The sequence below is a fragment of the Sinorhizobium terangae genome (assembly GCF_029714365.1).
Taxonomy (GTDB): domain Bacteria; phylum Pseudomonadota; class Alphaproteobacteria; order Rhizobiales; family Rhizobiaceae; genus Sinorhizobium; species Sinorhizobium terangae.
The window spans coordinates 2786755-2811674 of record NZ_CP121659.1 but is presented as its reverse complement, the minus strand read 5'-3'; the positions used below and the strand labels follow the sequence as shown (position 1 = coordinate 2811674).

Genomic DNA, 24920 nt, shown 5'->3' with positions numbered 1-24920 from the left:
GGTTCATGCGTTTGTCCGGAAACCGGTGCCCACTTTCCGGACGCATGAACTAAAGCACGCCGGCTTCGCTCTTGAGCTTCTCAACGAGCTCGGCGACCGACTTGACCTTGACGCCGGCCTTGCGGCCCGACGGCTCTTCCGTCTTCAACACCTTCAGCCGCGGCGCCGTGTCGACGCCGAAATCGGCCGGGCTCTTCTTGTCGAGCGGCTTCTTCTTCGCCTTCATGATGTTCGGCAGCGAGGCATAACGCGGCTCGTTCAACCTGAGATCGGTGGTGACCACTGCCGGCAGCTTCAGTTCCACCGTCTGCAGGCCGCCGTCGACTTCGCGGGTGACGTTGACCTTGCCGTCGCCGATCTCGACCTTGGAGGCGAAGGTGCCCTGGGCCCAGCCCAACAGCGCCGAGAGCATCTGGCCGGTCTGGTTCGAATCGTCGTCGATCGCCTGCTTGCCGACGATGATCAGCCCCGGCTGTTCGGCCTCGGCCACACCCTTGACGATCTTGGCGACGGCGAGCGGCTCGACCTGGTCTTCGGTCTCGACCAGGATCGCCCGGTCGGCGCCCATGGCGAGCGCCGTCCTCAGCGTCTCCTCGGCCTTGGCCGGGCCGACCGAGACGACGACCACTTCACTCGCCTTGCCGGCTTCCTTCAGCCGCAGCGCCTCTTCGACCGAGATCTCGTCGAACGGGTTCATCGACATCTTGACATTGGCAAGCTCGACGCCGGTGCCATCCGCCTTCACGCGGATCTTGACGTTAAAGTCGACGACACGCTTCACCGTTACTAGGATTTTCATGGATTCATTCCCTCCAAGAGCTTTCGCAGGAAAATGCCCCTTAACAGAGCTGCCTGATTGTCGGTTGGCGACATCGATACGCGTTTTTTCTCCAATTACAATCGTCGCCCACGAAGCTAAATCGATATATGCTCGAGATTTCGAATGACGTTTACGTACACGTCATATAGTCGCGTGGCAAGAGTTGAGGCGAGGGGCGTCGAACGGCCCGATATTGCCGCTCGCGACACGATCAACATATTGAAATTGCGATCCATATCTGCCCAAATATTCTCCGCCCGCTCCAGGTCTCAGGTTGGGCGCCCCCACGGAGTAGGCGGTTTGCGGGTGCTCGCCGTGCTGACGTCGACGTCCGCCGGACGCTCCTCACGATGCTCGACGGCGCGCGGGCTGACGATGGTGCGATCGAAAAGCGGGACGCCGCGACGTCGCAAAGCGACCACCAGCAGCAGTCCCGCAACAATGCCGCCGACATGCGCACTCCAGGAGACACCGCTGCCGGGGTCAACCACCAGCATGTAGAATTGCTGGCCGATCCAGAAAGCCAGAGGGATCGCCGCGGGCAGCGGCAGCGGAATGCGGAAAAGGACGAGAACCCACACGCGCACCTTCGGATGCAGCAGGAAATAGGCGGCGACGACACCGGAAATGGCGCCGGAGGCGCCGATCAGCGGCGCTTCCGAGGCAGGATCGAGCAGGCCGTGCGCAAGCGCGCCCGCGGCAGCGCACAGCAGGTAGAAGACGAGGAAGCGAAAATGCCCGAGGGCATCCTCGACATTGTCGCCGAAGACCCAGAGAAACAGCATGTTCATCGCCAGATGCGAGAAGTCGCCATGCAGGAACGAATAGGTGACGAACGTGAATTGATCGGGAACGATGACGAGCGATGGATCGAGGTCGGCGTACTCGAAGATCACCGCCGGGATGTAGCCGAGCCCGAGTACGGCTGCGTTCGCGAATTCCTCCGTGGCGATCGGGCCGGTAACCAGCCAGACCGCGACGTTCGTCGCGATCAGTGCGATCGTCACGTATTGCATGCTGATGTGCTTCAGTGCGTTGCTGTCGTGAAGCGGTATGAACATGCGGCCCTCGAGCGCGATTCTTGAGGAACGTTACCTGTTCTTGCCCGGAACCCAAAGCACATCCGAACGTCCCCTGTCATTTGCCCAGCGAGCGGCCACGAAAAGGAAATCGGAGAGTCGATTGATATAGGCGATGGCGTCCCGGCTGACGATCTCGCCGGCCGCAAGTGCAACGATCTGGCGTTCGGCGCGTCGTGCGACGGTGCGGGCAACGTGCAGGGCCGCGGAGGCCGGGCTGCCGGCCGGCAGAACGAAGGATCGCAAGGGCTCGAGATCGGCATTGAGGCGGTCGATCTCAACTTCGAGCCTTTTGACCTGGGCGGCTGCGATCCTCAGCGGTTCATGGTCAAGCGTCTCGCCGGTATCCGGTGTTGCAAGGTCTGCTCCGAGGTCGAAGAGGTCGTTCTGGATGCGCATCAGCATGGCGTCGAGATCGGTCATGCCCTCTGTATGCAGGCGCGCAAGGCCGACCAGGGCGTTTGCCTCGTCGACCGTGCCATAGGCATCGACGCGCAGGTCGCATTTCGCTCGGCGTGGGCCGGAAACAAGTCCGGTCGTGCCGTCGTCGCCTGTTCTGGTGTATATCTTGTTGAGCCTCACCATGATGTCGTCGCCCTCTCTCAGCCCGGCCGTCCGCCGCCGGTGAACCAAAGCGTCAGCAGGATCAGCGCGATGGCGATCGCCTGCAGGACGATGCGCGCCTGCATCAGCTTGTTCGAAGTATTGCCGCTGCCGCCGACCGCCATATTGAAGAGGCCGCGGATCAGAACGATGACGACCAGGCCCATGACGAGCAGGGTCAGGCCGGTGAAGAAAGTGGACATGATGCAGATCCCTCCAATTTCGGTCAGCCGAGACGGCCGATGATGCGATAGAATAGTGCGGCCGGCAGGAGCTTCTTCAACAGTGCACCCTGCTTGGCGGGTCTTGTCACTATATAGTGCGGTCTCGGCCTGCGTGACGTCAGCGCATGTTTCAAAACAGCATAGACGGCGTCCGGCCCGAGCTTGCCCCGTGCTGGTTTGCTTTCGCCGCGCAGGCGTCGCATCTGCCGCTCATACTCCTCGCGGTGCACGGAATTCTTGAGATCGATGAAGCGCTCGATATAGGGGATCGCGTTGGCCGTGAATTTCGACGCGATCGGCCCGGGCTCGATCAGGCTGACGTAGACGCCGCTGCCGGCGAGCTCCATCCTCAAGGTCAGCGACAGTCCCTCGATGGCGAACTTCGAGGCGTTGTAGGCACCGCGCCAGCGATAGGGGACGATGCCGAGGATCGAGGAGCATTGGACGATGCGGCCGTGGCCGCGGGCGCGCATCGCCGGTATCACACGGCGTGTCAGTTCATGCCAGCCGACGACATTGGTTTCGAGCTGCAGCCTGAGTGCCTCGGCCGGCAGGTCCTCGACCGCACCCGCCTGGCCATAGGCACCATTGTTGAAGAGTGCGTCGATGCGCCCGCCCGAACGGGCCATCACCGCCTCCGTCAGCGCGACGATCGTTTCGGGCCTGGTGTAGTCCATGATGAAGATCTCGATGCCTTCGGCCTCCAGTTCCCCTTGATCTTCAGGCCGGCGAACGGTCGCGAAGACGCGCCAGCCGTCCGCCTTCAGCGCGCGGGCGCAGTAGGCGCCGATGCCGGAAGAGCAGCCTGTGACGATGATTGTGGGGCGATCGGGCATCCGGTCGATTCCTGTAGAAATCCATCCCCCGTTTCCCATATTCGTCGGTGGGATACAATTGAATTGCGTGTGTTACACGGGCGCCAGTCGGTGCGCGTGGATACCGCAGGCTCGGAGTTGGAATGGCCGTCGTTCGCATCATCTGGAAGGTCGTGTTCGATGCGCTCTGGCATTTCAGCGAGGATGACGGCTGGGCGATGGCGAGCCATGTGGCACTGTCCTCGCTGATGGCCGTCTTTCCCTTCCTGATCTTCGGCACGGCGCTCGGCAGCTTTCTCGGCGCCGACCAGTTTGCGGAGACCGCCGTCCATCTGATTTTCGATGCCTGGCCGGAATCGATCGCCAAACCGGTGGCTGACGAGGTTGTGCGGGTGCTGACGATCCCGCGCGGCGGATTGCTCACCGTCTCGGTGCTCGCTGCCGCCTATTTCGCCTCCAACGGTGTCGAAGCGCTCAGAATTGCGCTAAACCGCGCCTACCGGGTGGCGGAAAGCCGCCCCTGGTACATGACGCGGCTTGCGAGCCTCGGCTTCGTGATCGCCGGCGTGCTCATCCTTGCCGTCATCAGCGTCCTGCTCGTCGCCGTGCCGCTTGCGGTGCGCAATGCCGACCAATGGCTACCCTGGCTGGACTCCGTCCTCGCAACCGCCGATGACTGGGGGCTGACGCTGGCCCTGGTCATGGTCACCGGCGGGCTGCTGGTATCGCATCTCTGGCTTCCGGACGGGCACCGCAAGATCCTCGATGTGCTTCCCGGAATTGTTCTGACACTGCTGTGCTGGTCGATTGGCGCCTACGCCTTTGCTTACTACCTCAAAGCCTTCTCCAGCTATGTGACCACCTATGCCGGTCTCGCCTCGGTCGTGATCGTTCTGGTGTTCCTGTACATGATCGGCGCAATCTTCATCATCGGCGCCGAGATCAACGCCGCCATCATGAAGTTCAGGGTCAAGCGCCTCGTCATGCGCAGTTTCCTGGGCCAGCGCGTGAATGACGATCACCCCGCCGAGAATGGCTCATAGCACCATTTCACGAATATCCGCGGGCGTCCTTCCGGCAGCGCGGAAAGCCGCGATTCCGGTGTCCTTGTTGCTCTTCGCCAGCTTCCTGCCGTCCGGCCCGAGGATCAGGCGGTGATGGTGGTAGACCGGTTCCGGCAGGTCGAGAAGCCGCTGGAGCAGACGATGGAGCGACGTCGCATGATAGAGATCGCGCCCCCGCACGACATGGGTGACGCCCTGCAACGCGTCGTCAACAACCACCGAGAGGTGGTAGCTCGATGGCGCGTCCGAACGCGAAAGGATCACATCGCCCCAGCTTGCGGGATCGGCCGCGATCTGGCCCTTTTCCCCGGCGGGCCCCGCTCCCGTCTCCTGCCACGTCAATGGGCCGGGAACGAGATCGACCGCTTTTTCGACGTCCAGGCGCCAGGCAAAGGGCCGATCTCCGGCGATGAGAGCAGCTTGCTCGCCCAGCGATAGTTCGCGCTCGCGGCCCGGATAAAGCGGCGTTCCGTCCGGATCGCGCGGCCAGGCCGACCCCTCGGCTTCCGCCGCGGCCACCGCCGCCCGGATCTCCCCGCGGGTCATGACGGATGGATAGACGATACCCATTGCCAGCAGGCGCTGAAGCATATCGTCATAAAGGTCGAGGTGTTCGGATTGGCGGCGAACCGGCTGCTCCCAACTAAGACCCAGCCAGCCAAGATCGTCGAAGATCGCCTGTTCGAGCTCCGGGCGGCAACGCGCGCGGTCGATATCCTCGATCCGCAGCAGAAAGCGTCCATTAGCGGCGGCCGCCATGTCATGATTGAGGATGGCGGACAGGGCGTGACCGAGGTGCAGAAGGCCGTTAGGGCTCGGTGCGAAACGAAAAACGGGTTGTTCCGGCAAAATGGGCATCGTTTCCTTTGACATGGAAGCGGTATAAAGGTCATCCGCTTTCTACAGCGCCGCGCGTCTTTTCATACGCACAAGGCACGTTGTAGCACTTTGAATTGCTGCATGTTTTTGTCCTTGAATCGGTTACGATCCAAGGAAACTTATGCAGTGGAGGGCGCATGCGGATCATCCGGACGCACGAGGATATCGAGGCCGGGCTTGCCGGCCTGGTGATGCTCGACGCCCGCCTCGAGCACGTGGTCGCCAAGGCAGGGCCGGTGCCGCTCAGGAGAACCGATCCCGGATATCGCGGTCTCGCCAACATCATCGTTTCGCAAATGGTCTCGAAGGCGAGCGCCGCCGCGATCTGGCGGCGCATGGAAGCCTCCCTCGGCGAGATCAGTCCGGCGGCGGTCCTTTCGCTCGGCGACGAAGATTGCCGGCAATTCGGCCTCTCCCGCGCCAAGGCCGATACATTGCGGCGAGTCGCAGCAGCGGCGGCTGCCGGCGAGATCGATCTCGACGCCATCTGCAACGCTGAGGCCACGGTGGCGATCCACGAATTGACGGCAATCAAGGGGGTCGGTCGGTGGACGGCGGAGGTCTACCTGCTTTTCTGTGCCGGCCATCCGGACGTCTTTCCTTCCGGCGACGTGGCACTGCAGAACGCCATCGGCCACGCGCTCGAGTTCGATCTGCGCCCGACGGCAAGCGAGATTGATTCGCTCGCGACCTCCTGGTCACCCTGGCGCAGCGTCGCCGCGCGCCTGTTCTGGGCCTATTATGCACAGGAAATGCGGCGCGATGTGCTGCCGGTGACGCCTTGAAGAAAAAAGCGAATCCTTCACGCCGTTTTTGTTTGTGGCTTCACAATCCTGTTGCAACACGACTAATATAGAAGGTGCAGATGCCGAATCGATCAGGAGAATACGCTTGACGATTGCAGTCTCACCACAGGCCCTGCCGGCGCTCGTCTTGAACGCCGACTACCGGCCTCTGAGTTACTATCCCTTGTCGCTCTGGTCCTGGCAGGACGCGATCAAGGCCGTCTTCCTTGACCGCGTCACGATCCTCGCCGAATACGAACATTCAGTCTCGTCGCCAAGCTTTTCGATGCGGCTGCCGAGCGTCGTTTGTCTCAAGAGTTATGTGCAGCCGTCGCGCCATCCGGCCTTCACCCGGTTCAACGTCTTCCTGCGTGACAAGTTCGAGTGCCAGTATTGCGGATCGCCGGACGACCTGACCTTCGATCATGTGGTGCCGCGCGCCCATGGTGGCCAGACGACCTGGGAAAATGTCGTGGCGGCCTGTTCGCCGTGCAACCTGCGCAAGGGCAGCAAGCTACCGAAGCAGGCCAATATGTTCCCGCATCAAAAGCCGTACCAGCCGACGGTGCAGGACCTTCACAACAACGGCCGGCTCTTCCCGCCGAACCATCTGCACGAAAGCTGGATGGACTATCTCTACTGGGATGTTGAACTGCAGCCGTAAGGGTCAGGCCTACAGCGCCGCGCGTCCTATCAGATGCGCAATCGGCTACGATTCAAGGAAACATGCAGTAGGCGTCATCAAGCCTTGGCGGCAGCGCGCAATGCGATCGCAGCCAGGATAAGGCTTGCGATCACGTTCCAGCCCGCGAATGAGAGGCCAAGCACGCGCAGCGCCGCATCCGTGCAGGAAGGGGCGTGCTTCGCATCGAGATCGCCGAGCAGGTCGCCCACATCAGACGAGACGCCTTGGGCGGCCGTCGCGCAGGTCGACGGTCCCTCCCAGAAATGCCATTCAACGCCCGAATGATAGACGCCCATCCCGGCGCCGACGAGCATCAGGACGCCGACGAGCAGAAGCAGCGTGCGCGTGATCCATGCCGGCAGCTTGAGAGCGCTCGAAACGATTGCCAGAAGGCCGAGCGGAATGCCGTAGTAATAGGGATTGCGCTGCAGCAGGCAAAGCGCACAGGGGATATAGCCGCCAATGTGCTCGAAGCCGAGCGCGCCGCCGACCGTCGCCGCCATGCCGAGCGTGACAAGAACGGCGCCAACAAGATGCTGGCGTTGGACGACGGAAACTGCGGTCATGGATACCTCGCGGTCGAGCGACAGGGTGGGCGCTGCGGCGCCGGACGTATAATCACGACGCCTTCTTAAGAAGGATTGGCGGCGCTGTAAATTGCCCGCAAGACACACAGCCTGCACGCTTTTGTGATCGCCGGATGGCGAAATGCATTTTCGCGGTTGACCGGCGCGAAATCGATCGTGTAAATCGCAATCCGCTGACATCACAGCCTGAGCCCCATTGGCGGAATTGGTAGACGCGCTCGACTCAAAATCGAGTTCCGAAAGGAGTGCTGGTTCGACCCCGGCATGGGGCACCACCATTCAAAACAGTGTGTCCACTATCTCCCGGGCAAACCCTCCATGGTGGCGCGGAGCGGCAAAAGTGCACCGACACAGTGATCGATGAACTGCCGTACTCGTTTGGCCCTCTTCAGTTCCGGGTGCGTCAAGATCCACAACGCGCTCGCCAAGGAACCCTCCGGTGGCGTCAGGCGCTCCAGGTCGGGCGTGTTGTCGCCAAGGTAACACGGCAGATACGCCGCCCCAATTCCCGCGCAAACGGCAGCGAAAACTGCTTCCGTTGAATTCGCGCTAAAGGCTATCTGGTGGGGCGCGACCCTCGTGGCCAAATAGCGTGCCGCAGCCAAGTCACTGAGCTCACCTGCGAAACTGATCCACCGCCCCTCGAAGGGATCTTCCGCTCCGTGCGATTCTGAAACGCGTCTGTACGGCGCCCATCCAATTGTTGCCAGCCGTCTACCGACCAGATTCTCGGGTGGCCTGTTTGTGGCTCTTATGGCCACATCGCAGTCCCTTTGCGACAGATTCAATGAGACGTTGCCCGTCACCACCTCCAGCGACATTCCGGGGAACCTGGATTGAAAGGACGCAAAAATGCCGGCTAAAAAGCGCGACATGATGGTGTCGTTGGTGGCAATCCGAATATGACCAACGGGGCTCTGGTCGGCACCCGCGATCTTTAGCGACGTGGCTTGGACATCTCGCTGCATGCGCATCGACAACGCGAATATCTCGGCACCTTCCTGAGTGAGTTCGTAACCCTTTCGATGCCTTTCAAAGAGTTTTACCCCGAGCGAGGCCTCAAGGCGCGCTATGCGACGAAACCCGGTTGAATTGTCTATGCCGAGCGCATGTGCGCCTCTCGCTACACTTCCGCCCTCCGCGACCGCCTTCAGCAGCCTCAGGTCATCCCAAGACAGATGATCGTCCTGCATCGATTTCTCACGCGCTTACACAATTGGGCGCATTGTTCGCCGCGAGGAGTTTCAGATGCAAGCCCGTTGCGGTCACTTATGAAGGTCGCAGAGACTGCTCCACGCGGAGCAGCGCATCCTCATCTCGGAGTGGCGGGCGTGATCGCGGCGCGCGCAAGCTTTTCCTGCAACGGGCGCGCGCCGGCTACTGGGAGCCTTGGCGCTAAGCGACGGCCATCATGCTAATTTCGATCAATTGGCTCGGGAAGGCCAAGCGGGGAGTAACGAGAATAGTGCTAGCGACAGCGGGCTTTTGAGAGCCAAATGCTTTTTTTCGCACCGGGCCAGCCACCTTGAAGGCTGCATCCATGTCCAGCACGTATATAACTTCCTGCACCACACTTTCCATGGTCAACCCGTACTGCGCCAGCAGCTTCGCGCAGTTGGCATAGGCCTGCTCCATCTGAGCTCCCATATTCGAGAAGTCCGTAACTTTTCCGTTCGCGTCGATGGGCGCCGGGGCGATTATTTCTCCGCTGTCGTTGTGGCTTAATTGGCCGGAGAGGTGGATGGTGTCGCCGACCTTTACGGATTGCGCATATCCATATTCGTCTTCCCACGGCATGCCCATGCCTTTTGCGGATTTTTGTCCGCCACTTCCCTCGGCGCGACCGGGTGTGCCGAATGCGGTTACGGCCGCTGCTGCCAGGCCAGAAAGCGCAACGAGACGGCGGCGCGTGTGATTGAACGATCGAGTATCCGAACTGCTCATAGCGGTGTGTTCCCTTTGTTCATGATCGCGACGTGACGCATCTTGGCACCGCGGCTCACTCACTCAAGGCTCATCCGCGCGAGTCCGTTCTTGCAAAATTGCGATCAAGGGACAGCGCGAGCTTCGTTGCGCCCTCTTGAGCACCCATTGAACTCGCCCAAGCAGAAATGTTAACTGCATTGCAACAATTCTGTTGCGGCCATGCTCCCGAAAATCGAAAACTACGACGAACTTTATCGCGATTTCCGCTGGCGGATTCCGGAGAAGTTCAACATCGGCGTTGCGGTCAGCGATGCCTGGGCGGAGCGGGAGCCGGAGCGTGTCTGCCTCCAGCATTTCAGACCTGATGGCGCGCATCTGTCTCTGACCTATGGCGCGTTCGCGGCGCGCTCGTCGGCCTTTGCTGCCGGATTGGCGGACCACGGCATCAAGCGCGGCGACCGCGTCGCGATCTTCCTGCCGCAGGGTTTCGAGGCGGCAATCGCGCATGTTGCGATCTACAAGCTCGGCGCGATTGCCTTGCCGCTCGCCTTGCTGTTCGGCGTCGATGCGCTCGAATATCGCCTGCTGGATGCTGCTGCGACCGCCATCGTCACCAACCGGTTCGGCTACGAGCGGCTTGCGGGGATCCGGGACAAACTGCCGGAACTCGGTCTCGTGGTACTGGCGGAAGAGGAGGACGAGCCAGCCACGGTCCGTTTCGACCGGCTCGCAAACAGCGAGAGGCGTTTTGCTGCCGCCGATACGACGCCGGATGATCCGGCGCTGATGATCTATACCTCCGGAACGACCGGACCTCCGAAGGGGGCGCTCCACGGTCATCGCGTCCTGCTCGGCCATCTGCCGGGATTCCAGTTCCATCATCATTTCCTGCCGCAACCGGGCGACCGGATGTGGACCCCGGCCGACTGGGCCTGGGCCGGGGGGCTTCTGAACACGCTGCTGCCGTCCCTGCTGCTGGGCGTACCGGTGGTTTCGTCGCCGGCGCAGAAATTCGACCCGCTTATGGCCTTCCGGATCATGGAAGAGATGGATGTGCGCAATGCCTTCATCCCGCCGACTGCGCTTCGGCTGCTCAAGGCCGTCGATCGGCCCCGCGATCGCTACGCCCTCAAGCTGCGGACGATCGGCTCCGCCGGCGAGGCGCTCGGGCGGGAGACTTTCGAGTGGGCAAAGGCAGCGCTCGGCATCGATGTCAGCGAGTTCTATGGCCAGACGGAGTGCAATATCGTCATCTCTTCGGCCGCGGATCTCGGTGTCTTGAAGCCCGGCTCCATGGGCAAGGCGGCCCCCGGTCATCGTGTGGCGATCATCGACGGCGAGGGGAGGGTCCTGCCGCCGGGAACGGTCGGGCAGGTGGCCGTGCAGCGCCCGGATCCGGTGATGTTCCTCGGCTATTGGCGCAATGAACGGGCGACGGAAGCGAAGTTCATCGGCGATTGGATGACGACCGGGGATCAGGGCGTGATGGACGCGGAGGGTTATTTCACCTTCTTCGGCCGAGACGACGACGTCATCACCTCATCGGGGTACCGCATCGGTCCCGGCGAGATCGAGGATTGCCTGGCCGGCCATCCGGACGTTCAAATGGCGGCGGTCGTCGGCAAGCCCGATCCGCTGCGCACCGAGATCGTCAAGGCTTATGTGGTGCTGAGACCAGGCGCCCCTGCCGATGAAGAGGTTGCAGCCGGGATCCGCGACTGGGTGAAAACCAGGCTCTCCATGCACGAATACCCGCGCGAGATCGAGTTCGTCGACAGCCTGCCGCTGACGACGTCGGGGAAGGTGATCCGCCGGCTTTTGCGCGACCGGGCCGCTGCCGAGGCGCTTCGGGAGTAGCGGGAGCGACGTCAGCGGCCGGCGAGCGCCCGTATCTTCTCGCGCAGCAGCCGCGCCATGTTGCGGGTGTTGCGATAGAGGTGGAGTTGGGCCGCAACCTGGCGGACGTCGCGGTCACGGTTCTGGTGCAGGCCGATGACGAGCGTTCCCATCTCCTCGCGCTCCTGCCAGAAGCGGCTAATCATCGGGTGATCGGGCACCGCGCAGGAATCGGAGCGGGTAATGTTGGCGTCGTCGAGGTGCCATTCCGTCAGTTCGGCGAGCAGCAGCTTGCCGGGCGAATATAAGGCATATCGCTCGTCATAGGCGGTCTTCCACGTATAAGCCTCGCCGGCCATCAGCAGAACGACCATGGCGGCGATCGCCTTGCCGTCGAGATCGAGTGTGTGGATGCGGACGCTGTCGGTCTCGGCGAGATTGGTGATCGCCTCGCGAGCAAAGGCGGCGCGGAAGCGATCCGTGATCATGGCGCTGCGTTCGCGCCCCTTCCAGCCGGAAGCCTCCAGCGCCAGGAATTCCTCCATGCGCAGCCGGATCTCCTCAGGCTGGCGCGCGACGTTGTAGGTCAGCTGTCCGTGCTTTTCGAGGTTCTTCCACTGGCGCCGCAATTCCTTGAAATGCGCGCGTTTGATTGACTTGCGCAGATAGGTCGGACCGTCGAGCAGGCTTTCCAGCATCGGCCGTTCAAAGCTGTCGGTCACGGTGAGCGGCAGGTTTTCGCTGATCGCGACGGCACGCGCGAGCTGTGCGAAGCGGCCCTTGAGTCTTACATCCGGCAGCACGAGCACCGGCGGCAGACCGGAGGAGGGGGCGGCCAACGCTTCGTAGAGATTGCTGATCGTTTCGGCCGCATCTTCTGCATCGAGCAGCGGCACGCCCAGCGGTCCGAACGGGTTGGACCAGGCACGAATGATCGAGGGGCCGATCGCAAAGCCCGGCTTCTCGATCGAAAACGGCATGAGGAAGCGCATTCGGCTGCGGCGTTCGTCGTTGTCCCGGATCACGGCGAGCCGGATGACGCGGTCTTCCAGGCGCGGCATGGCCGGGGCGAGGAAGCGGCCGGTAAAGAATATGTTCGGTTCTATCGCGCGGTTGGAAAGGTAATCGAGCTCTCGCTGCAACTCGTAGCCTGCCCTTGCGGAATAGATCGAAAGATAGCGGCCGGGCCGCCCCACGCTGATGGTCTGCTCGGGTTGTGACGCGTCGAAGCCGGGTTGGGCCAATCCGCCGAGCAGGCGGCTCGCCCTGCCGTTCGTGTTTCCGGGGAAGGGTGTATTGCCGATCATGGACGGATCGCCTCGTTCTTGTCGTTGCCGCTTCCTGCGCCCGCGAAAGCGAGAAGGGGGATGGCGAAGGTGCGTCTTGCCGCGAGGTGCAGAATTGCCGCCTCGAAGAACATCGCGCCGGCGGTGGCGAAGGCTGCGCCCATCAGGCCGAAGGCCGGGATGAGAACAAAGTTCAGCGCGATGTTGACGGCGAGCGCGGTCGCGTAAAGCATCGCACAGAGCTTCTGTCGGCCGGCCATGGTAAGCAGGGTTTCGACCGGGCCGACGAAGGCCTTGGCCAGAATCCCGGCAAACAGGACCGCCATCAACGGCGCGCCGGCGGTGAAGGCCGGGCCGAATAGCGACAAAAGAAAACGACCGGCGATAAGCACCGTGCCGCCCATCGCGAGCGAGGGCCAGAAGGACCAGTGTGCGCTTTCGGTTGCGATTTCTGCAAGCTGGCGGCTTTCGCCGGAAGCCATCGCCTCGGAGAAGCGCGGCCCCGCCGCCGCCTTTACGGCGAACATGACGAAATGAACGAGAGCCATGGTCTTGGCAGCCGCAAAGTAGATCGCGACGTCGTCTGGCGGCAGGTAGAGCCCGACGATCACCACGTCGGAATTTGTCAGCAGGAAACCGAAACCTTCGACTAGAAATATCGGCACGGAAAGGCGCAGCCATGATCCGAGTTCGATCTTCATCGGCCCGCGAACGTAGCGCCTGCGCAGGCGCGACGTCATCGCGAGAAACTGCGCGAGCGTCGTGATGTAGGTGGCTGCCAGCGCGGCGACCATTGCCGTCTTCGCCGTATTCGGCAAGCCGGCGGCGATGGCTAACACCATGAAGACGAGAATGAGCAGCGGCCGGACGATGAAGGTGGGGCTCATCGCCGCAAGCGGCCAGCTATGCGCGCGGGCGGTGCCGTCCATCACGTCGCCGAGCGCAATCATCGGCAGGGCGACCAGGCCGAGGTAAAGGGCGACGAGATGATAGTGCTCGATCATGTCGGCAAAGAACCAGAGACCGATGCCGCCGATGGCGGCGAGTACGGTCGCCGACAACAGCGCAAAGACGCGCGCCACGGTCGTCAGCCCGCGGATCTCGGCCACGGCGTCCGCCATCTGATATTCCGGCACGAAGCGGATCACGGCCGCATGCAGGCCGAGGCAGGACAGGTTGCCGAACAGGACGGCCAGGACCCAGACGAAGACGAAGACACCGTATTCGAACTCGCCCATCAGACGAGCGAGAACGATCTGCGAGACGAGGGCAATGGCCGCGCTGAAGATGCGGATCGCGAAGGCGATCAGCGCCGTGCGCTGGGCGCGGCTCTTCGGATCAGCGCCGGACGCGATCGGTCCAAGCCTGGCCAGCAGCGGAGACAGGCGTTGCCTCAGCGCCGACGGCAGCATTCGTCCGGCTGATTGACATACCGCCATGAACACGAGGACACCCTGACACTACGCAATACAGGGCCTCACTTCTGCCAGATCAGCGTTAACAAACGGTTCAGCGCGGCATTCGCGGAAAGCTGTCACGTCCTAATGAAAATGCCGCCCGAAGGCGGCATTCGATCATGCTTCGTATATTCCGTGGCAATGCTTGTATTTCTTGCCCGAGCCGCAGGGGCAGGGCTCGTTGCGCGATACCTTGCCCCAGGTCGAGGGATCGGCCGGATTGCGGTCCGCCGGTGCCGCGGCCAGCAGCGGCGCACCAGCATGCGCGAAGTCATCCTCGCCGGTCAGCGGATCGATGTGATGACCCTCCATCGGCGGCAGAGCCTGCGGTGCCTCCGGTGCCTCTCGCACCAGTTCGACGCGCATCAGTTGCGCCGTCACGGCCTGGCGGAGATTGCCGAGCAGGCCATGGAACAGTTCGAAGGCCTCGGACTTGTATTCCTGCAGCGGATCGCGCTGGGCGTAGCCGCGGAAGCCGATGACCGAACGAAGATGGTCGAGGTTGACGATGTGTTCGCGCCAGAGATGGTCGAGCGTCTGCAGCACGACGGAGCGCTCGACATATTGCATGATGTCGGGACCGAAGCGTTCCGCCCGGTCGGCCGCAGCCTTGTCGGCGGCAGCGGTGACGCGTTCGAGAATATCGTCCTCGGCGATGCCCTCCTCGGCCGCCCATTCGGTGAGAGGCAGGTCGAGGTTGAGATATTGCTGGACGTCCGCCTTCAGGCCCTCAACGTCCCATTGCTCGGCATAGGCTCGCTCGGGAATCCGCTTGCTGACGATTTCCTCGATCACTTCGTTGCGCATGTCGGTGACCGTCTCGGTGACGCTCTCGGCATCCATCAGCTCAATACGCTGCTCGAAGATGACCTTGCGCTGATCGTTGAGCACGTCGTCATATTTCAACAGGTTCTTGCGGATGTCGAAGTTGCGCGCCTCGACCTTCTTCTGTGCCCGCTCGAGCGCCTTGTTGATCCATGGATGGACGATTGCCTCGCCTTCCTTCAGGCCCAGCTTCTGCAACATGCCGTCCATGCGGTCGGACCCGAAGATGCGCATCAGGTCGTCCTGCAGCGACAGGTAGAACTTCGAACGCCCGGGGTCTCCCTGACGGCCCGAGCGGCCACGCAACTGGTTGTCGATGCGGCGGCTTTCATGGCGCTCGGTTGCGAGAACATAAAGGCCCCCGGCGGCGAGTGCCTTCTCCTTGAGCTTCTGCACTTCTTCGCGGATCGCCTTTTCTCGTGCCTCGCGCTCCGGCCCCGGCTCCATCTCGGCCAGTTCCTGCTGGATGCGCATATCGGGGTTGCCGCCGAGCTGGATGTCGGTACCGCGGCCGGCCATGTTGGTGGCGATCGTCACGGCCCCCGGGACGCCGGCTTGCGCGACGATATAGGCTTCCTGTTCGTGGTAGCGGGCGTTCAAGACCTGGAATTTCGAGAAGCCGCTCTTCTTCAGCATGTCGGCGAGGAGTTCGGACTTTTCGATGGAGGTGGTGCCGACCAGCATCGGTTGGCCACGTTCGTGCGCGGCCTTGATCTCGTCGATGATCGCTTTGTACTTCTCGCCCGCCGTCCGATAGACCTCGTCGTCCTCGTCGGCGCGCTGGATCGGCAGATTGGTCGGAACTTCAACCACTTCGAGGCCGTAGATGTTGCCGAATTCCTCTGCTTCCGTCGCTGCCGTACCGGTCATGCCGGCAAGCTTTTCGTACATGCGGAAGTAGTTCTGGAAAGTGATCGAGGCGAGCGTCTGGTTCTCGGGCTGGATTTGGACCTTTTCCTTGGCCTCCAGCGCCTGGTGCTGGCCTTCGGAATAACGACGGCCCGGCATCATGCGGCCGGTGAACTCGTCGATGATGACGATCTCGCCGTTGCGCACGATGTAGTCCTTGTCGCGCGTGAAGAGCTTGTGGGCCTTCAGCGCATTGTTGACATGGTGGACGATCGCGACGTTCTCGATGTCGTAAAGCGACTCGCCCTTCAAGAGCCCTGCCTGCCGAAGCATGTTTTCGAGTTTCTCGGTGCCTTCCTCCGAGAAGTTGGCCGAGCGCTGCTTCTCGTCGATCTCGTAGTCTTCAGGTGCAAGCAGCGGAATGAACTCGTTGATCGTATTGTAGAGGTCGGAGCGGTCGTCGAGCGGACCGGAGATGATCAACGGCGTGCGTGCCTCGTCGACCAGGATGGAGTCGACTTCGTCGACGATCGCGAAGAAGTGACCGCGCTGTACCATCTGCGAGCGCTCATATTTCATGTTGTCGCGCAGATAGTCGAAGCCGAGCTCGTTGTTGGTCGCGTAGGTGACGTCGCAGGCATAGGCGTCGCGGCGCTGCTCGTCGGTGAGGCCGTGGATGATGACACCGGTGGTCAGGCCAAGGAAGCCGTAGATGCGGCCCATCATGCCGGCGTCGCGTTGGGCAAGGTAATCGTTGACGGTGACGACATGGACGCCCTTGCCGGCGAGCGCATTGAGGTAGACAGGCAGCGTCGCGACGAGCGTCTTGCCTTCACCGGTCTTCATCTCGGATATGGCGCGCTCATGCAGGATCATGCCGCCGATGAGCTGAACGTCGAAGGGGCGCAGGCCGAGCACGCGGCGCGCGGCTTCGCGCACGACGGCGAAGGCGGGCACGAGGATGTCGTCGAGCGTCTTACCTTCGGCCAATTGCCGGCGGAATTCTGTGGTCTTTGCCGCCAGCGCTTCGTCGCTGAGCGCCTTCATTTCGGCTTCAAGCGCGTTGATGTCGTCCACCCGGCCCTTGTAACTACGGACGCGGCGCTCATTGGCGGAACCAAATAACTTGCGGGCTAGGCCGCCGAGACTGACCATACGAATGGCCCTTTCTTTATTTGTCGCCTGGGGTTTCAGGTTGGGCTTGAAAAACCACATAATGCCATGAAACGCCCGGAAACTGTTCTGGACGCGAGGTTGCGTGACAGATAAGAGGGGGGTCGGATTATGTCAACGCACTTGCACTGCTGGATGGCTACAGATCAGCCACATTCTGGTGTTGTGCAGCCGCAGGGCCTGAGGCAATCGCGCCGGCGGTCAATGGTGAAAGGTTAGTGAAATGTCCAGATACAAGACTTTGGCGGCTGCGGTTTTCGTCGCGGCGATCGCTTTGCAGGGAGCGCACGCCGAAGAAACCGATCCGGTAATCGCGAAGGTTGGCGAGCAGGAAGTCCGCCAGTCCGAGCTCAATCTCGCTCTCGGTGGTCTCGATCCTCAGCTTCAGCAGATGCCGGAAGAACAGAAGCGCGCCGCCGCGCTTTCGGCCGTCATCGATGTCAAGCTACTGGCAAAGAACGCCGAGAAGGAGGGCCTCCAGGACGACGCTGTCTTCAAGCTGCGCATCGCCTATCTCACCGAACGCGAACTGCACAATGCGTTCTTCAAGAAGCATGTCGTGGATGCGGTGACGAAGGAAGATGTCAAGGCACGCTACGACAAGGAAATTGCCGCAATCCCGGCGCAGGAAGAGATCAAGGCACGCCACATCCTGGTGAAGACCGAGGACGAGGCCAAGGCCGTGATCAAGGAGCTTGACGCCGGCAAGAGCTTCGTCGAACTCGCCAAGGCCAAGTCGTCCGATCCGAACAAGGATGACGGCGGCGATCTGGGCTATTTCGCCAAAGGCCGGATGGTGCCGGAATTCGAGGCAGCCGCCTTCGCTCTCGAAAAGGGCACCTACACCAAAACCCCGGTGAAGACGCAGTTCGGCTTCCACGTCATCCTCGTCGAGGACAAGCGCCCGCAGGCGCCGCCGACGCTGGAACAAGTCGAGCCGCAGGTTCGTCAGCTCGTCATGCGTGACAAGTACCTTGAGCTCCTGGCTTCCGCGAAAAAGGAAACCGGCGTCGAAATTTCGGATCCGGCGCTCAAGAAGGCCTACGACGAGGCCAACAAGCCCCAGGAAACGAAGTAAGCTTTCGCCGGATGTCGTTCGTCTGAAGGGCTGAGCGACATCCGGCTCACTCATTGTCGATGCCCGACGGTTCGATTCCGTTTGGGCATTTGCCGCAACATCATCCACGGTTCTCCAAAGCAGGTTCGTCCCATGTCCGGCTCCGTTTCTCCGCTCGCTCCGAAAACCTTCGCCGAAATGCCGCCGCTTCGAGGCGTGCGCATGGCTACGGCAGCCGCAGGGATCAAGTACAAGAACCGCACCGACGTGCTGATGATGATCTTCGACGAGCCCGCTGCGGTCGCTGGCGTCTTCACCCGATCGAAATGCCCGTCGGCGCCGGTCGATTTCTGCCGCAGGAATCTGCCGGCAGGTGTTGCCCGCGCCGTCGTCGTCAATTCGGGCAATGCCAATGCGTTCACGGGCAAGAAGGGGCGGGAGGCGACCGAACTTACGGCGCAGTCCGCAGCCAAGGCTGTCGGATGCACCGATAGCGAGATATTCCTCGCCTCGACCGGCGTGATCGGTGAGCCGCTCGATGCGACTAAGTTCGCCGGCGTCCTCGATGGTCTTGCGGTTTCCGCTAAGGAAGATTTCTGGTTCGAGGCGGCCAAGGCGATCATGACAACGGATACTTATCCGAAGGTCGCGACCCGCAGTGCCAAGATTGGTGACGTCACTGTGACGATCAACGGCATCGCCAAGGGGGCGGGCATGATCGCGCCCGATATGGCGACGATGCTTTCCTTCGTCGTGACGGACGCGGACATCGCGCCGCCAGCACTGCAGGCTCTGCTTTCCGCCGGCGTCGGCCCGACCTTCAACTCCGTCACGGTCGACAGCGACACCTCCACCTCTGACACGCTGATGCTGTTTGCCACCGGCGCGGCGGCGAAGGACGGTCAGGCGAAGGTCGTGGACGCTGTCGATCCGCGCCTCGACGCCTTCCGCGCGGCGCTCAACGACCTGCTGCGCGATCTGGCGCTGCAGGTGGTGCGCGACGGCGAAGGTGCCCGCAAGATGGTAATCGTAACCGTCGAAGGCGCGGAGAGCGATGCCGCAGCCAAGCGCATTGCGCTGTCGATCGCCAATTCGCCGCTCGTCAAGACGGCTGTTGCCGGCGAGGACGCGAACTGGGGCCGGGTGGTCATGGCTGTCGGCAAATCCGGAGAGATGGCCGAACGGGACCGGCTTGCGATCTGGTTCGGCGATGTGCGCGTTGCAGTCGAGGGCGAGCGGGATCCGGGCTATTCCGAGGCAGCGGCAAGCGCCGTCATGAAGGGCGAAGACATTCCGATCCGTGTCGACATCGGTCTCGGTTCGGGTCGTGCGACCGTCTACACCTGTGATCTGACCAAGGAATATGTCGAGATCAACGGCGACTACAGAAGCTGATGCTCTGGTTCCCTGATCCAAGGTTGCGAACGAATGACATCGAATGACAGGCAGCCGCCGACGACGGGCGCGGCGGTTGGGGACGCGATGATGGTTGATCTCCCGAGTGTGCGCCGCCTGGAAGCCGTCGGCTTCCGCGCCTGGCCGGCCGCAAGCGTTCAGTATGACGGCAGCTGGTTGATCCGCCTTACGGCGGGACATGCATCCAAGCGCCTGAACTCGGTCAACCCGCTCGACCCGTCGGATTACCGTGACATTCACATCCGGCTCGAAAAGGCAGGCAAGCGCTTCTCCGATTACGGCCGTCCGCTCATCGTTCGCCAGACGCCGCTGACGCCGCCGCAGCTGATCGCCTACATGGACAACGAAGGCTGGGTCGCATTCGGGCACAGCCTGGTGCTGACGGCGGACCTAGCCGAGCGCGAATTCGGCGATGGCATAGACCACCTCCCCATCAAGGATGTCGGCCGTTTCGTCGATGCGCGCATCTTGATCGGCAAAGAAGAGCCGCAGACCAAGCCGGCGCTTACAGAAATCATCAATGCCATCAAGCCGGAATGCGGCCTGTTCCTGTTCGAAGACCTTGAGATCGGCCCGACCGCCGTGTCGCTGGTGGTCCAGGACAACGATCTGGCCGGCATCATGCAGTTCGCGGTCGCCGAGGGCGTGCGCCGACAGGGGGTCGGTTCGGCGTTGCTCGATGCCTCGCTACGCTGGGCGCGCCTCAAGGGTGCGAAGAAAGCCTGGCTGCAGGTGGAGGCCGAAAACGAAGCGGCGGTCGAGCTCTACCGCAAGGCCGGCTTCACCGAGGTCTATCGTTACCTTTATCGCGCGCCGAGGGCCTGACGCATGGATGTGCAGGAAAAGAAGATCGTGCTGGTTGCGGCCTGCGCTCTGGTCGATTCCGATGGCCGCATTCTCCTGGCGCAGCGTCCGGGGGGAAAGCCGCTTGCCGGGCTTTGGGAGTTTCCCGGCGGCAAGGTGGAGCCTGGTGAAACGCCCGAGGCGACGCTGATCCGTGAGCTGGAGGAGGAACTCGGCATCCGCACCAAGGTCGCATGCCTTGCGCCGCTCACCTTCGCGAGCCACAGCTATGACGATTTCCATCTGCTGATGCCGCTCTATGTATGCCGGCGATACGAGGGCTTTGCCGAGGGGCGCGAGGGCCAGACGATCAAGTGGGTGCGACCGAAAGCGCTGCGCGACTATCCGATGCCTCCGGCGGATGAACCGCTGATCCCGTTTCTGATGGATTTGCTCTGATCCTGAAAAGGCGCACGCGGTTGCGTCTGGCCTGATTGTTTCCCTCCCGGGACGCGAATCTACCGGAAATCTCGAACTTTATTAATCAAAAGTTTATCACCCTGGCGGCATGATAGGGCCATCAGTTTCGGTGCCTGCCGGCTTAAGGCGTGGCTCCGGTTTCGAGCAGGTGTGGTCAGGTCGAGGCTTGGGAAGGGTGCTTCGCCCGCCGCTCTTTACGTGTTTGCGAGGCTGGGATGGTGGACGAAGATTTCTGGAGGACAGTTCAGGACAAGGATCTGGCGGCGAGCCAGGCCCGTCGGACGGGCGTGCTCAATCTGTCGCTGCTGTTCGGAACGGCGGTGATTGCGCTGACGATGATCCTCACGCCGATGCTGTCGTCAAAGGCGGACAGGCGCATGCTGGCAAATACGCCAATGGGCTACGACAATATTTCGACCGGCTCGATTCCTTCCAACGGTACCAGCAGGCGCTACACGGTGCGCCGCAGCGTGCTGCAGGAAATGCCGGGCGCCGTCTGCATCATCGACGCGGACGGCAGCAAAAGCGGATGCTGAGTTGCAGCGAGCTTTGTGCGTGTGAGAAGACGCATGGCGCTGCAGGCCGGCATTTCCCGCTCCGGAACGGGCAAAACGGGGGAAGGGTGCATGGCCAAGTTCGCAAGCTTCATTCGTAGCAGAGACGGCGCCACAGCCATCGAATACGGCCTCGTCGCCGCGCTTATTTCCGTCGGTCTGCTGATCGGGCTGGAGAGTCTCTCCGATTCGCTGCTCGGCCTCTTCAATCACGTGTCGGACACGGTGGAGTCGGCCTGGGGGTGAGTAGGCGCCGAAGGCGCCGAAAGGCCACGTCCCGGGATTCAAAGTGCTACAGTGTGCTTTGCGCCTGATAGGACGCGCGGCGCTGTAGTGTCGTCTATTTTTCTTTCAACGGATGTTCGTTGACTCCGAGCGCTTCGGAAAGCCTTTGCTTCGCGGAACCGGGTCGTAACGGCTTTTGCTGGCTCTCGTGCGGTGCCCAACCGGAAACATAGATGACCGAGAACGTCGCGCGGATGCGGCCATCGGGGTCAGAGAAGCGTTCCGCATAGATCTCGGCTGCCCTCAGGAAGAACCGCCTGGAAACCGGCACGCGACTGCGGGCCGTCAGCGGGTTGGCCATGCCCATGGCCCTCAGGTCCTTCAGCAATCCGAAAAGCGAATCGTAGCGGACCGTGTAGGTTTCGGCGTCCGCGACCGGCAGGGCAAAGCCTGCCCGCTGCAGGAGCGCACCCATTTCGCGGACGTCGGCAAAGGGAATGACCCTTGGGCTCGCCCCGCCGGTCAGTTCGGCCTCGGCGGTGAGAAGCGACTCGCGAAGCTCCTGCAACGTGCCGTTGCCCGGGATCGCCGCGAGGAACAGGCCATCCGGCTTCAACACGCGACGAGCCTGGATGAAGACGCCCGGCGTATCGTTTGTGAGATGCAGCGAAAGCGGTGACACGAGAAGGTTGAGCGATTCCGGTGCCGCGGGAATCTGCTCGAGTGGGGCGACCGTGACAGGTCGGTCGCCGGAGCCGAAGCCTTCCTCCGTTTCCACCCGCTCGATGATTCCGACCTTGCCCGTCGCTGCAAGACAGCGGGCCGTGGGGCCGGTGTAACCATGCAATTCCATTGCCCGGTCGAAATGCCGTTCAACGACGCTGACGCGCTCGGCGAGCTCTTGCGCCACGATATCGAGCAGGAAGGTTGCCTTCTGGTCGCCGTTGATGAGGGCCCTGTGGCGGTGCGCCTCGACGAGGCTCTGGTCAAAGATGATTTCCACGATACTCTCTCCGAAATCACGGATGCAAAGAAACCCTGAAGTGGACAAAGTCAACCATATGGAGCCGGAAGGATGGCGAAATCGGGCCTTGCGATGGACGGCGCTGTTGCGCCGCCTCGGGAGCGAAGCCGTCGCATCGTCTTTCCACCGGTCTGCTGCGGCTGCGGTCGGCTGACGGGCGATCATCATGCCGTATGCCCGGCCTGCTGGTCCGGTCTGCGGCTGATCGAGCGACCCTATTGCGAGATCCTCGGGCTCCCCTTTGCCTTTGATCCCGGACCGGGTTCCCTCTCCCCCGAAGCCATCGCCGATCCGCCCGTCTTCGACCGGCTCCGCTCGGTCGCGATCCACGACGGTGTCGTGCGCGATCTCGTCCACGGCTTGAAATACCGCGACCGCACCGATCTGGCGCCGATGATGGGCGAATGGATGATCCGTGCGAGCGACGGCGCGGTCGCGGCTGCCGACATGATCGTACCGGTTCCGCTCCATGCATTCCGCCTCTGGCGGCGAAAGTTCAACCAGGCCGCCGAACTCGCCCGTGTGATCGCGGGTCACGCGGGAAAACCCTATCGACCGGACGTGCTCCGCCGCATCAAGCGCACCAGCCGGCAGGTCGGTCTCGGCGCCCGGGCGCGTGAGGAAAATGTTCGCGGCGCTTTCGTCGTCCCTGAAAGCGGCAGGCCGGGTCTCAGCGGGAAAAGAATTATACTCGTCGACGATGTATATACGACCGGTGCAACCGTCTCGGCCGCCACCCGTGCGCTGAAGCGGGCGGGGGCTGGAGATGTCACGGTCTTGACCTTTGCAAGAGCCATGTCCGGTCCTATATGACAATCAGATATCCGGCGTCGTGCTGGTGAAGGAACGGTTCAACAATATGGCTTCGGTCGTCATTTATACGCGTCAGTTCTGCGGGTATTGCTCGGCAGCGAAGAAACTTCTCGAAACCAAAGGCGTCACCTTCGTCGAGCATGACGCGACCCATGATCCGGGCCTGCGCCAGACGATGATCGAAAAGTCCAACGGCGGCACGACTTTCCCGCAGATCTTCATCAACGGCCTACACGTCGGTGGTTGTGACGACCTGCATGCGCTCGACCGGGCTGGCAAGCTCGATGAGATGCTCGTAGCCTAGAGGTTTGACGCGCGGCCATCGCGCACGACCCCTTGGCGTGCGTGAAGGTGGCTACGGAGAGAAGAAAGATGAGTTTCAAAGCTGCTGCCGTCCAGATGTGCTCCGGCGTCGATCCCGCAAGAAACGTGGAGACGATGGCGAAGCTTGTGCGCGAGGCGGCCGCTCAAGGCGCGACCTATATCCAGACCCCGGAAATGACCGGCGCCATCCAGCGCGATCGGGCAGGGCTTCGTTCCGTGCTGAAGGACGAGGCGAACGACATCGTCGTGCGCGCGGCCTCAGCCCTTGCCGGTGAGCTCGGCGTCTATCTTCATATCGGCTCGACGCCGATCGCCCTTTCCGACGGCAAGATCGCCAATCGCGGCTTCCTCTTCGGGCCGGACGGGGGCAGGATCTGCGACTACGACAAGATCCACATGTTCGACGTGGATCTGGAGAATGGCGAAAGCTGGCGAGAGAGTGCGGCGTATCGACCCGGCACCACGGCCCGTGTCGCCGATCTTGCGTTCGGCAAACTGGGCTTTTCCATCTGTTACGACGTTCGCTTCCCTGAGCTTTTCCGTCAGCAGGCCGTTGCCGGCGCCGAGATCATGTCCGTGCCGGCGGCCTTCACCAAGCAGACCGGCGAGGCGCATTGGGAGATCCTGCTGCGTGCCCGCGCCATCGAGAACGGCGTTTTCGTCATCGCCGCCGCGCAGGCTGGAAAGCACGAGGATGGTCGTGAAACTTTCGGTCATTCGATGATTGTCGACCCGTGGGGTCGCGTGCTCGCCGAGGCAGGCCCGACCGGAGAGGGGATCATCATAGCCGATATCGACACCGCCGCGGTGCATGGCGCGCGCGCCAAAATACCCAATCTCAAGAATGCCCGCAGTTTCGTGCTGGACGAGGTGACGCCGAACGGGAAAGGGGGCGTTGCAGCGTGATCCGTTACAACCTTTCGTGTGATAATGGCCATGATTTCGAAGGCTGGTTCGCGTCGAGCGACGACTTCGATTCGCAGGTCGAGCGGCGTCTGGTCGCATGTCCCGCTTGCGGCTCTCACTCCGTCAGCAAGCAGCTGATGGCGCCGTCGGTGTCGACAGCACGCAAGAAGGAGGCGACGCGCGCGCTGGTGATGGATCGCGCCCAGAAAGAAACGATCGCCAAGATCCGCGACCTGGTCAATTCGATCCGCGAGAATGCCGAGGATGTCGGCGAACGTTTCCCGGAAGAGGCGCGCAAGATCCACTATGGCGAGGCCGAGCAGCGCGGGCTGATCGGCAAGGCTAGCGCGGAAGAGGCGATGGCGCTTCTGGAAGAAGGTATCGAGATCGCACCTCTACCGGTGCTGCCGGATGATGCGAACTGAAGTCGGTCTCAGCGGTGCCG

At 62.1% G+C, this 24920-nt stretch carries 27 protein-coding genes and 1 tRNA gene; 15 read left to right on the top strand and 13 right to left on the bottom strand.

The genetic code is table 11. The annotated features are described in order from the left end of the window. Positions 1-49 precede the first annotated feature (49 nt). The 5 genes from QA637_RS13415 to QA637_RS13395 all read right to left on the bottom strand — a co-directional run bounded on the left by QA637_RS13415 (position 50) and on the right by QA637_RS13395 (position 3562). Positions 50-799 (bottom strand): electron transfer flavoprotein subunit beta/FixA family protein, encoded by a 750-nt coding sequence (locus tag QA637_RS13415; RefSeq protein WP_153441602.1) that lies wholly within the window; start codon positions 797-799, stop codon positions 50-52. Between the two features lie 290 nt (positions 800-1089). Further along, positions 1090-1881, bottom strand: coding sequence for a rhomboid family intramembrane serine protease (locus QA637_RS13410; protein WP_153441603.1), 792 nt, complete (start codon positions 1879-1881; stop codon positions 1090-1092). Positions 1882-1911: 30 nt separating this feature from the next. Next, positions 1912-2484 (bottom strand): cob(I)yrinic acid a,c-diamide adenosyltransferase, encoded by a 573-nt coding sequence (locus QA637_RS13405; RefSeq protein WP_153441604.1) that lies wholly within the window; start codon positions 2482-2484, stop codon positions 1912-1914. 17 nt (positions 2485-2501) lie between these two features. Further along, positions 2502-2705 (bottom strand): twin transmembrane helix small protein, encoded by a 204-nt coding sequence (locus tag QA637_RS13400; RefSeq protein WP_153441605.1) that lies wholly within the window; start codon positions 2703-2705, stop codon positions 2502-2504. A gap of 23 nt (positions 2706-2728) precedes the next feature. Then, entirely contained in the window at positions 2729-3562 is an 834-nt protein-coding gene (locus QA637_RS13395; RefSeq protein WP_153441606.1) for an SDR family oxidoreductase, read from the bottom strand. Between the two features lie 122 nt (positions 3563-3684). On the opposite strand from QA637_RS13395, the gene QA637_RS13390 reads away from it, so the two are divergent. Further along, complete coding sequence (locus tag QA637_RS13390; RefSeq protein WP_153441607.1) at positions 3685-4584, top strand: YihY/virulence factor BrkB family protein; 900 nt, start codon at positions 3685-3687, stop codon at positions 4582-4584. On the opposite strand, the gene gluQRS is transcribed toward QA637_RS13390, so the two are convergent. Then, complete coding sequence (gluQRS, locus tag QA637_RS13385; protein ID WP_153441608.1) at positions 4579-5463, bottom strand: tRNA glutamyl-Q(34) synthetase GluQRS; 885 nt, start codon at positions 5461-5463, stop codon at positions 4579-4581. The genes QA637_RS13390 and gluQRS overlap by 6 nt on opposite strands. Before the next feature lie 158 nt (positions 5464-5621). Here gluQRS and QA637_RS13380 point away from each other — a divergent pair, with 158 nt between their 5' ends. Both QA637_RS13380 and QA637_RS13375 read left to right on the top strand, forming a co-directional pair. Further along, a complete protein-coding gene (locus tag QA637_RS13380) occupies positions 5622-6269 on the top strand; it encodes a DNA-3-methyladenine glycosylase family protein (protein ID WP_153441609.1) in 648 nt (215 codons plus the stop codon). A 106-nt stretch (positions 6270-6375) separates the two neighbouring features. Further along, complete coding sequence (locus tag QA637_RS13375) at positions 6376-6933, top strand: HNH endonuclease (protein ID WP_136508865.1); 558 nt, start codon at positions 6376-6378, stop codon at positions 6931-6933. Positions 6934-7010: 77 nt separating this feature from the next. On the opposite strand, the gene QA637_RS13370 is transcribed toward QA637_RS13375, so the two are convergent. Continuing rightward, on the bottom strand, positions 7011-7520 hold the full coding sequence (locus QA637_RS13370) for a disulfide bond formation protein B (protein WP_153441610.1): 510 nt from the start codon (positions 7518-7520) through the stop codon (positions 7011-7013). 211 nt (positions 7521-7731) lie between these two features. On the opposite strand from QA637_RS13370, the gene QA637_RS13365 reads away from it, so the two are divergent. Beyond that, a tRNA-Leu gene (locus QA637_RS13365) sits at positions 7732-7816 on the top strand. 21 nt (positions 7817-7837) lie between these two features. On the opposite strand, the gene QA637_RS13360 is transcribed toward QA637_RS13365, so the two are convergent. After that, positions 7838-8734: a LysR family transcriptional regulator gene (locus QA637_RS13360; RefSeq protein ID WP_153443258.1), complete on the bottom strand. Its 897-nt coding sequence runs from the start codon at positions 8732-8734 to the stop codon at positions 7838-7840. Positions 8735-8936: 202 nt separating this feature from the next. After that, positions 8937-9485: a Rid family hydrolase gene (locus QA637_RS13355; protein ID WP_283061705.1), complete on the bottom strand. Its 549-nt coding sequence runs from the start codon at positions 9483-9485 to the stop codon at positions 8937-8939. A 201-nt stretch (positions 9486-9686) separates the two neighbouring features. Here QA637_RS13355 and QA637_RS13350 point away from each other — a divergent pair, with 201 nt between their 5' ends. Continuing rightward, on the top strand, positions 9687-11324 hold the full coding sequence (locus QA637_RS13350; RefSeq protein ID WP_283061703.1) for an AMP-binding protein: 1638 nt from the start codon (positions 9687-9689) through the stop codon (positions 11322-11324). 11 nt (positions 11325-11335) lie between these two features. On the opposite strand, the gene QA637_RS13345 is transcribed toward QA637_RS13350, so the two are convergent. The 3 genes from QA637_RS13345 to secA all read right to left on the bottom strand — a co-directional run bounded on the left by QA637_RS13345 (position 11336) and on the right by secA (position 16875). Then, complete coding sequence (locus tag QA637_RS13345) at positions 11336-12610, bottom strand: GNAT family N-acetyltransferase (protein ID WP_153443260.1); 1275 nt, start codon at positions 12608-12610, stop codon at positions 11336-11338. Next, positions 12607-14001, bottom strand: coding sequence for a lipopolysaccharide biosynthesis protein (locus QA637_RS13340; protein ID WP_167528436.1), 1395 nt, complete (start codon positions 13999-14001; stop codon positions 12607-12609). Before QA637_RS13340 ends, QA637_RS13345 begins: the two co-directional genes overlap by 4 nt. Before the next feature lie 162 nt (positions 14002-14163). Beyond that, complete coding sequence (gene secA, locus QA637_RS13335; protein WP_283061701.1) at positions 14164-16875, bottom strand: preprotein translocase subunit SecA; 2712 nt, start codon at positions 16873-16875, stop codon at positions 14164-14166. Positions 16876-17116: 241 nt separating this feature from the next. On the opposite strand from secA, the gene QA637_RS13330 reads away from it, so the two are divergent. From QA637_RS13330 to QA637_RS13305, 6 genes are all read left to right on the top strand, one after another. After that, positions 17117-17971, top strand: coding sequence for a peptidylprolyl isomerase (locus QA637_RS13330; RefSeq protein ID WP_153443263.1), 855 nt, complete (start codon positions 17117-17119; stop codon positions 17969-17971). Between the two features lie 132 nt (positions 17972-18103). After that, a complete protein-coding gene (argJ, locus tag QA637_RS13325; RefSeq protein ID WP_283061698.1) occupies positions 18104-19345 on the top strand; it encodes a bifunctional glutamate N-acetyltransferase/amino-acid acetyltransferase ArgJ in 1242 nt (413 codons plus the stop codon). A gap of 33 nt (positions 19346-19378) precedes the next feature. Beyond that, complete coding sequence (locus QA637_RS13320; protein ID WP_167528433.1) at positions 19379-20191, top strand: GNAT family N-acetyltransferase; 813 nt, start codon at positions 19379-19381, stop codon at positions 20189-20191. Positions 20192-20194: 3 nt separating this feature from the next. Then, a complete protein-coding gene (locus tag QA637_RS13315) occupies positions 20195-20608 on the top strand; it encodes a (deoxy)nucleoside triphosphate pyrophosphohydrolase (RefSeq protein WP_153443265.1) in 414 nt (137 codons plus the stop codon). 236 nt (positions 20609-20844) lie between these two features. Next, positions 20845-21165 carry a hypothetical protein gene (locus tag QA637_RS13310; RefSeq protein ID WP_153443266.1) on the top strand — a complete coding sequence of 107 codons (321 nt, stop codon included), beginning with the start codon at positions 20845-20847 and terminating at the stop codon, positions 21163-21165. A gap of 90 nt (positions 21166-21255) precedes the next feature. Then, positions 21256-21429: a Flp family type IVb pilin gene (locus tag QA637_RS13305; protein ID WP_153443267.1), complete on the top strand. Its 174-nt coding sequence runs from the start codon at positions 21256-21258 to the stop codon at positions 21427-21429. Positions 21430-21523: 94 nt separating this feature from the next. Here the strand turns inward: QA637_RS13305 and QA637_RS13300 are convergent, their stop codons facing one another. After that, complete coding sequence (locus QA637_RS13300; protein WP_184108567.1) at positions 21524-22411, bottom strand: methyltransferase domain-containing protein; 888 nt, start codon at positions 22409-22411, stop codon at positions 21524-21526. Between the two features lie 93 nt (positions 22412-22504). On the opposite strand from QA637_RS13300, the gene QA637_RS13295 reads away from it, so the two are divergent. The 4 genes from QA637_RS13295 to QA637_RS13280 all read left to right on the top strand — a co-directional run bounded on the left by QA637_RS13295 (position 22505) and on the right by QA637_RS13280 (position 24900). Continuing rightward, positions 22505-23245 carry a ComF family protein gene (locus QA637_RS13295; protein WP_283064965.1) on the top strand — a complete coding sequence of 247 codons (741 nt, stop codon included), beginning with the start codon at positions 22505-22507 and terminating at the stop codon, positions 23243-23245. Between the two features lie 46 nt (positions 23246-23291). Continuing rightward, positions 23292-23549 (top strand): glutaredoxin 3, encoded by a 258-nt coding sequence (gene grxC / locus QA637_RS13290; RefSeq protein WP_153443286.1) that lies wholly within the window; start codon positions 23292-23294, stop codon positions 23547-23549. A 68-nt stretch (positions 23550-23617) separates the two neighbouring features. Further along, entirely contained in the window at positions 23618-24475 is an 858-nt protein-coding gene (locus tag QA637_RS13285; RefSeq protein ID WP_283061691.1) for a carbon-nitrogen hydrolase family protein, read from the top strand. After that, positions 24472-24900 carry a DUF1178 family protein gene (locus QA637_RS13280; protein WP_184108566.1) on the top strand — a complete coding sequence of 143 codons (429 nt, stop codon included), beginning with the start codon at positions 24472-24474 and terminating at the stop codon, positions 24898-24900. Before QA637_RS13285 ends, QA637_RS13280 begins: the two co-directional genes overlap by 4 nt. Positions 24901-24920: the final 20 nt, after the last annotated feature.

Bases quoted from the DNA above. Each gene is read 5' to 3' on its own strand.
- QA637_RS13320 (WP_167528433.1), top strand. From the start codon at position 19,379: ATGACATCGAATGACAGGCAGCCGCCGACGACGGGCGCGGCGGTTGGG.
- gluQRS (WP_153441608.1), bottom strand. From the start codon at position 5,463: ATGCCCATTTTGCCGGAACAACCCGTTTTTCGTTTCGCACCGAGCCCT.
- QA637_RS13345 (WP_153443260.1), bottom strand. From the start codon at position 12,610: ATGATCGGCAATACACCCTTCCCCGGAAACACGAACGGCAGGGCGAGC.
- QA637_RS13355 (WP_283061705.1), bottom strand. From the start codon at position 9,485: ATGAGCAGTTCGGATACTCGATCGTTCAATCACACGCGCCGCCGTCTC.
- QA637_RS13315 (WP_153443265.1), top strand. From the start codon at position 20,195: ATGGATGTGCAGGAAAAGAAGATCGTGCTGGTTGCGGCCTGCGCTCTG.
- QA637_RS13350 (WP_283061703.1), top strand. From the start codon at position 9,687: ATGCTCCCGAAAATCGAAAACTACGACGAACTTTATCGCGATTTCCGC.
- QA637_RS13395 (WP_153441606.1), bottom strand. From the start codon at position 3,562: ATGCCCGATCGCCCCACAATCATCGTCACAGGCTGCTCTTCCGGCATC.
- QA637_RS13370 (WP_153441610.1), bottom strand. From the start codon at position 7,520: ATGACCGCAGTTTCCGTCGTCCAACGCCAGCATCTTGTTGGCGCCGTT.
- QA637_RS13340 (WP_167528436.1), bottom strand. From the start codon at position 14,001: ATGCTGCCGTCGGCGCTGAGGCAACGCCTGTCTCCGCTGCTGGCCAGG.
- secA (WP_283061701.1), bottom strand. From the start codon at position 16,875: ATGGTCAGTCTCGGCGGCCTAGCCCGCAAGTTATTTGGTTCCGCCAAT.
- QA637_RS13400 (WP_153441605.1), bottom strand. From the start codon at position 2,705: ATGTCCACTTTCTTCACCGGCCTGACCCTGCTCGTCATGGGCCTGGTC.
- QA637_RS13380 (WP_153441609.1), top strand. From the start codon at position 5,622: ATGCGGATCATCCGGACGCACGAGGATATCGAGGCCGGGCTTGCCGGC.
- QA637_RS13305 (WP_153443267.1), top strand. From the start codon at position 21,256: ATGGCCAAGTTCGCAAGCTTCATTCGTAGCAGAGACGGCGCCACAGCC.
- QA637_RS13295 (WP_283064965.1), top strand. From the start codon at position 22,505: ATGGACGGCGCTGTTGCGCCGCCTCGGGAGCGAAGCCGTCGCATCGTC.
- QA637_RS13405 (WP_153441604.1), bottom strand. From the start codon at position 2,484: ATGGTGAGGCTCAACAAGATATACACCAGAACAGGCGACGACGGCACG.
- QA637_RS13285 (WP_283061691.1), top strand. From the start codon at position 23,618: ATGAGTTTCAAAGCTGCTGCCGTCCAGATGTGCTCCGGCGTCGATCCC.
- QA637_RS13330 (WP_153443263.1), top strand. From the start codon at position 17,117: ATGTCCAGATACAAGACTTTGGCGGCTGCGGTTTTCGTCGCGGCGATC.
- QA637_RS13410 (WP_153441603.1), bottom strand. From the start codon at position 1,881: ATGTTCATACCGCTTCACGACAGCAACGCACTGAAGCACATCAGCATG.
- grxC (WP_153443286.1), top strand. From the start codon at position 23,292: ATGGCTTCGGTCGTCATTTATACGCGTCAGTTCTGCGGGTATTGCTCG.
- QA637_RS13360 (WP_153443258.1), bottom strand. From the start codon at position 8,734: ATGCAGGACGATCATCTGTCTTGGGATGACCTGAGGCTGCTGAAGGCG.
- QA637_RS13415 (WP_153441602.1), bottom strand. From the start codon at position 799: ATGAAAATCCTAGTAACGGTGAAGCGTGTCGTCGACTTTAACGTCAAG.
- QA637_RS13310 (WP_153443266.1), top strand. From the start codon at position 20,845: ATGGTGGACGAAGATTTCTGGAGGACAGTTCAGGACAAGGATCTGGCG.
- QA637_RS13390 (WP_153441607.1), top strand. From the start codon at position 3,685: ATGGCCGTCGTTCGCATCATCTGGAAGGTCGTGTTCGATGCGCTCTGG.
- argJ (WP_283061698.1), top strand. From the start codon at position 18,104: ATGTCCGGCTCCGTTTCTCCGCTCGCTCCGAAAACCTTCGCCGAAATG.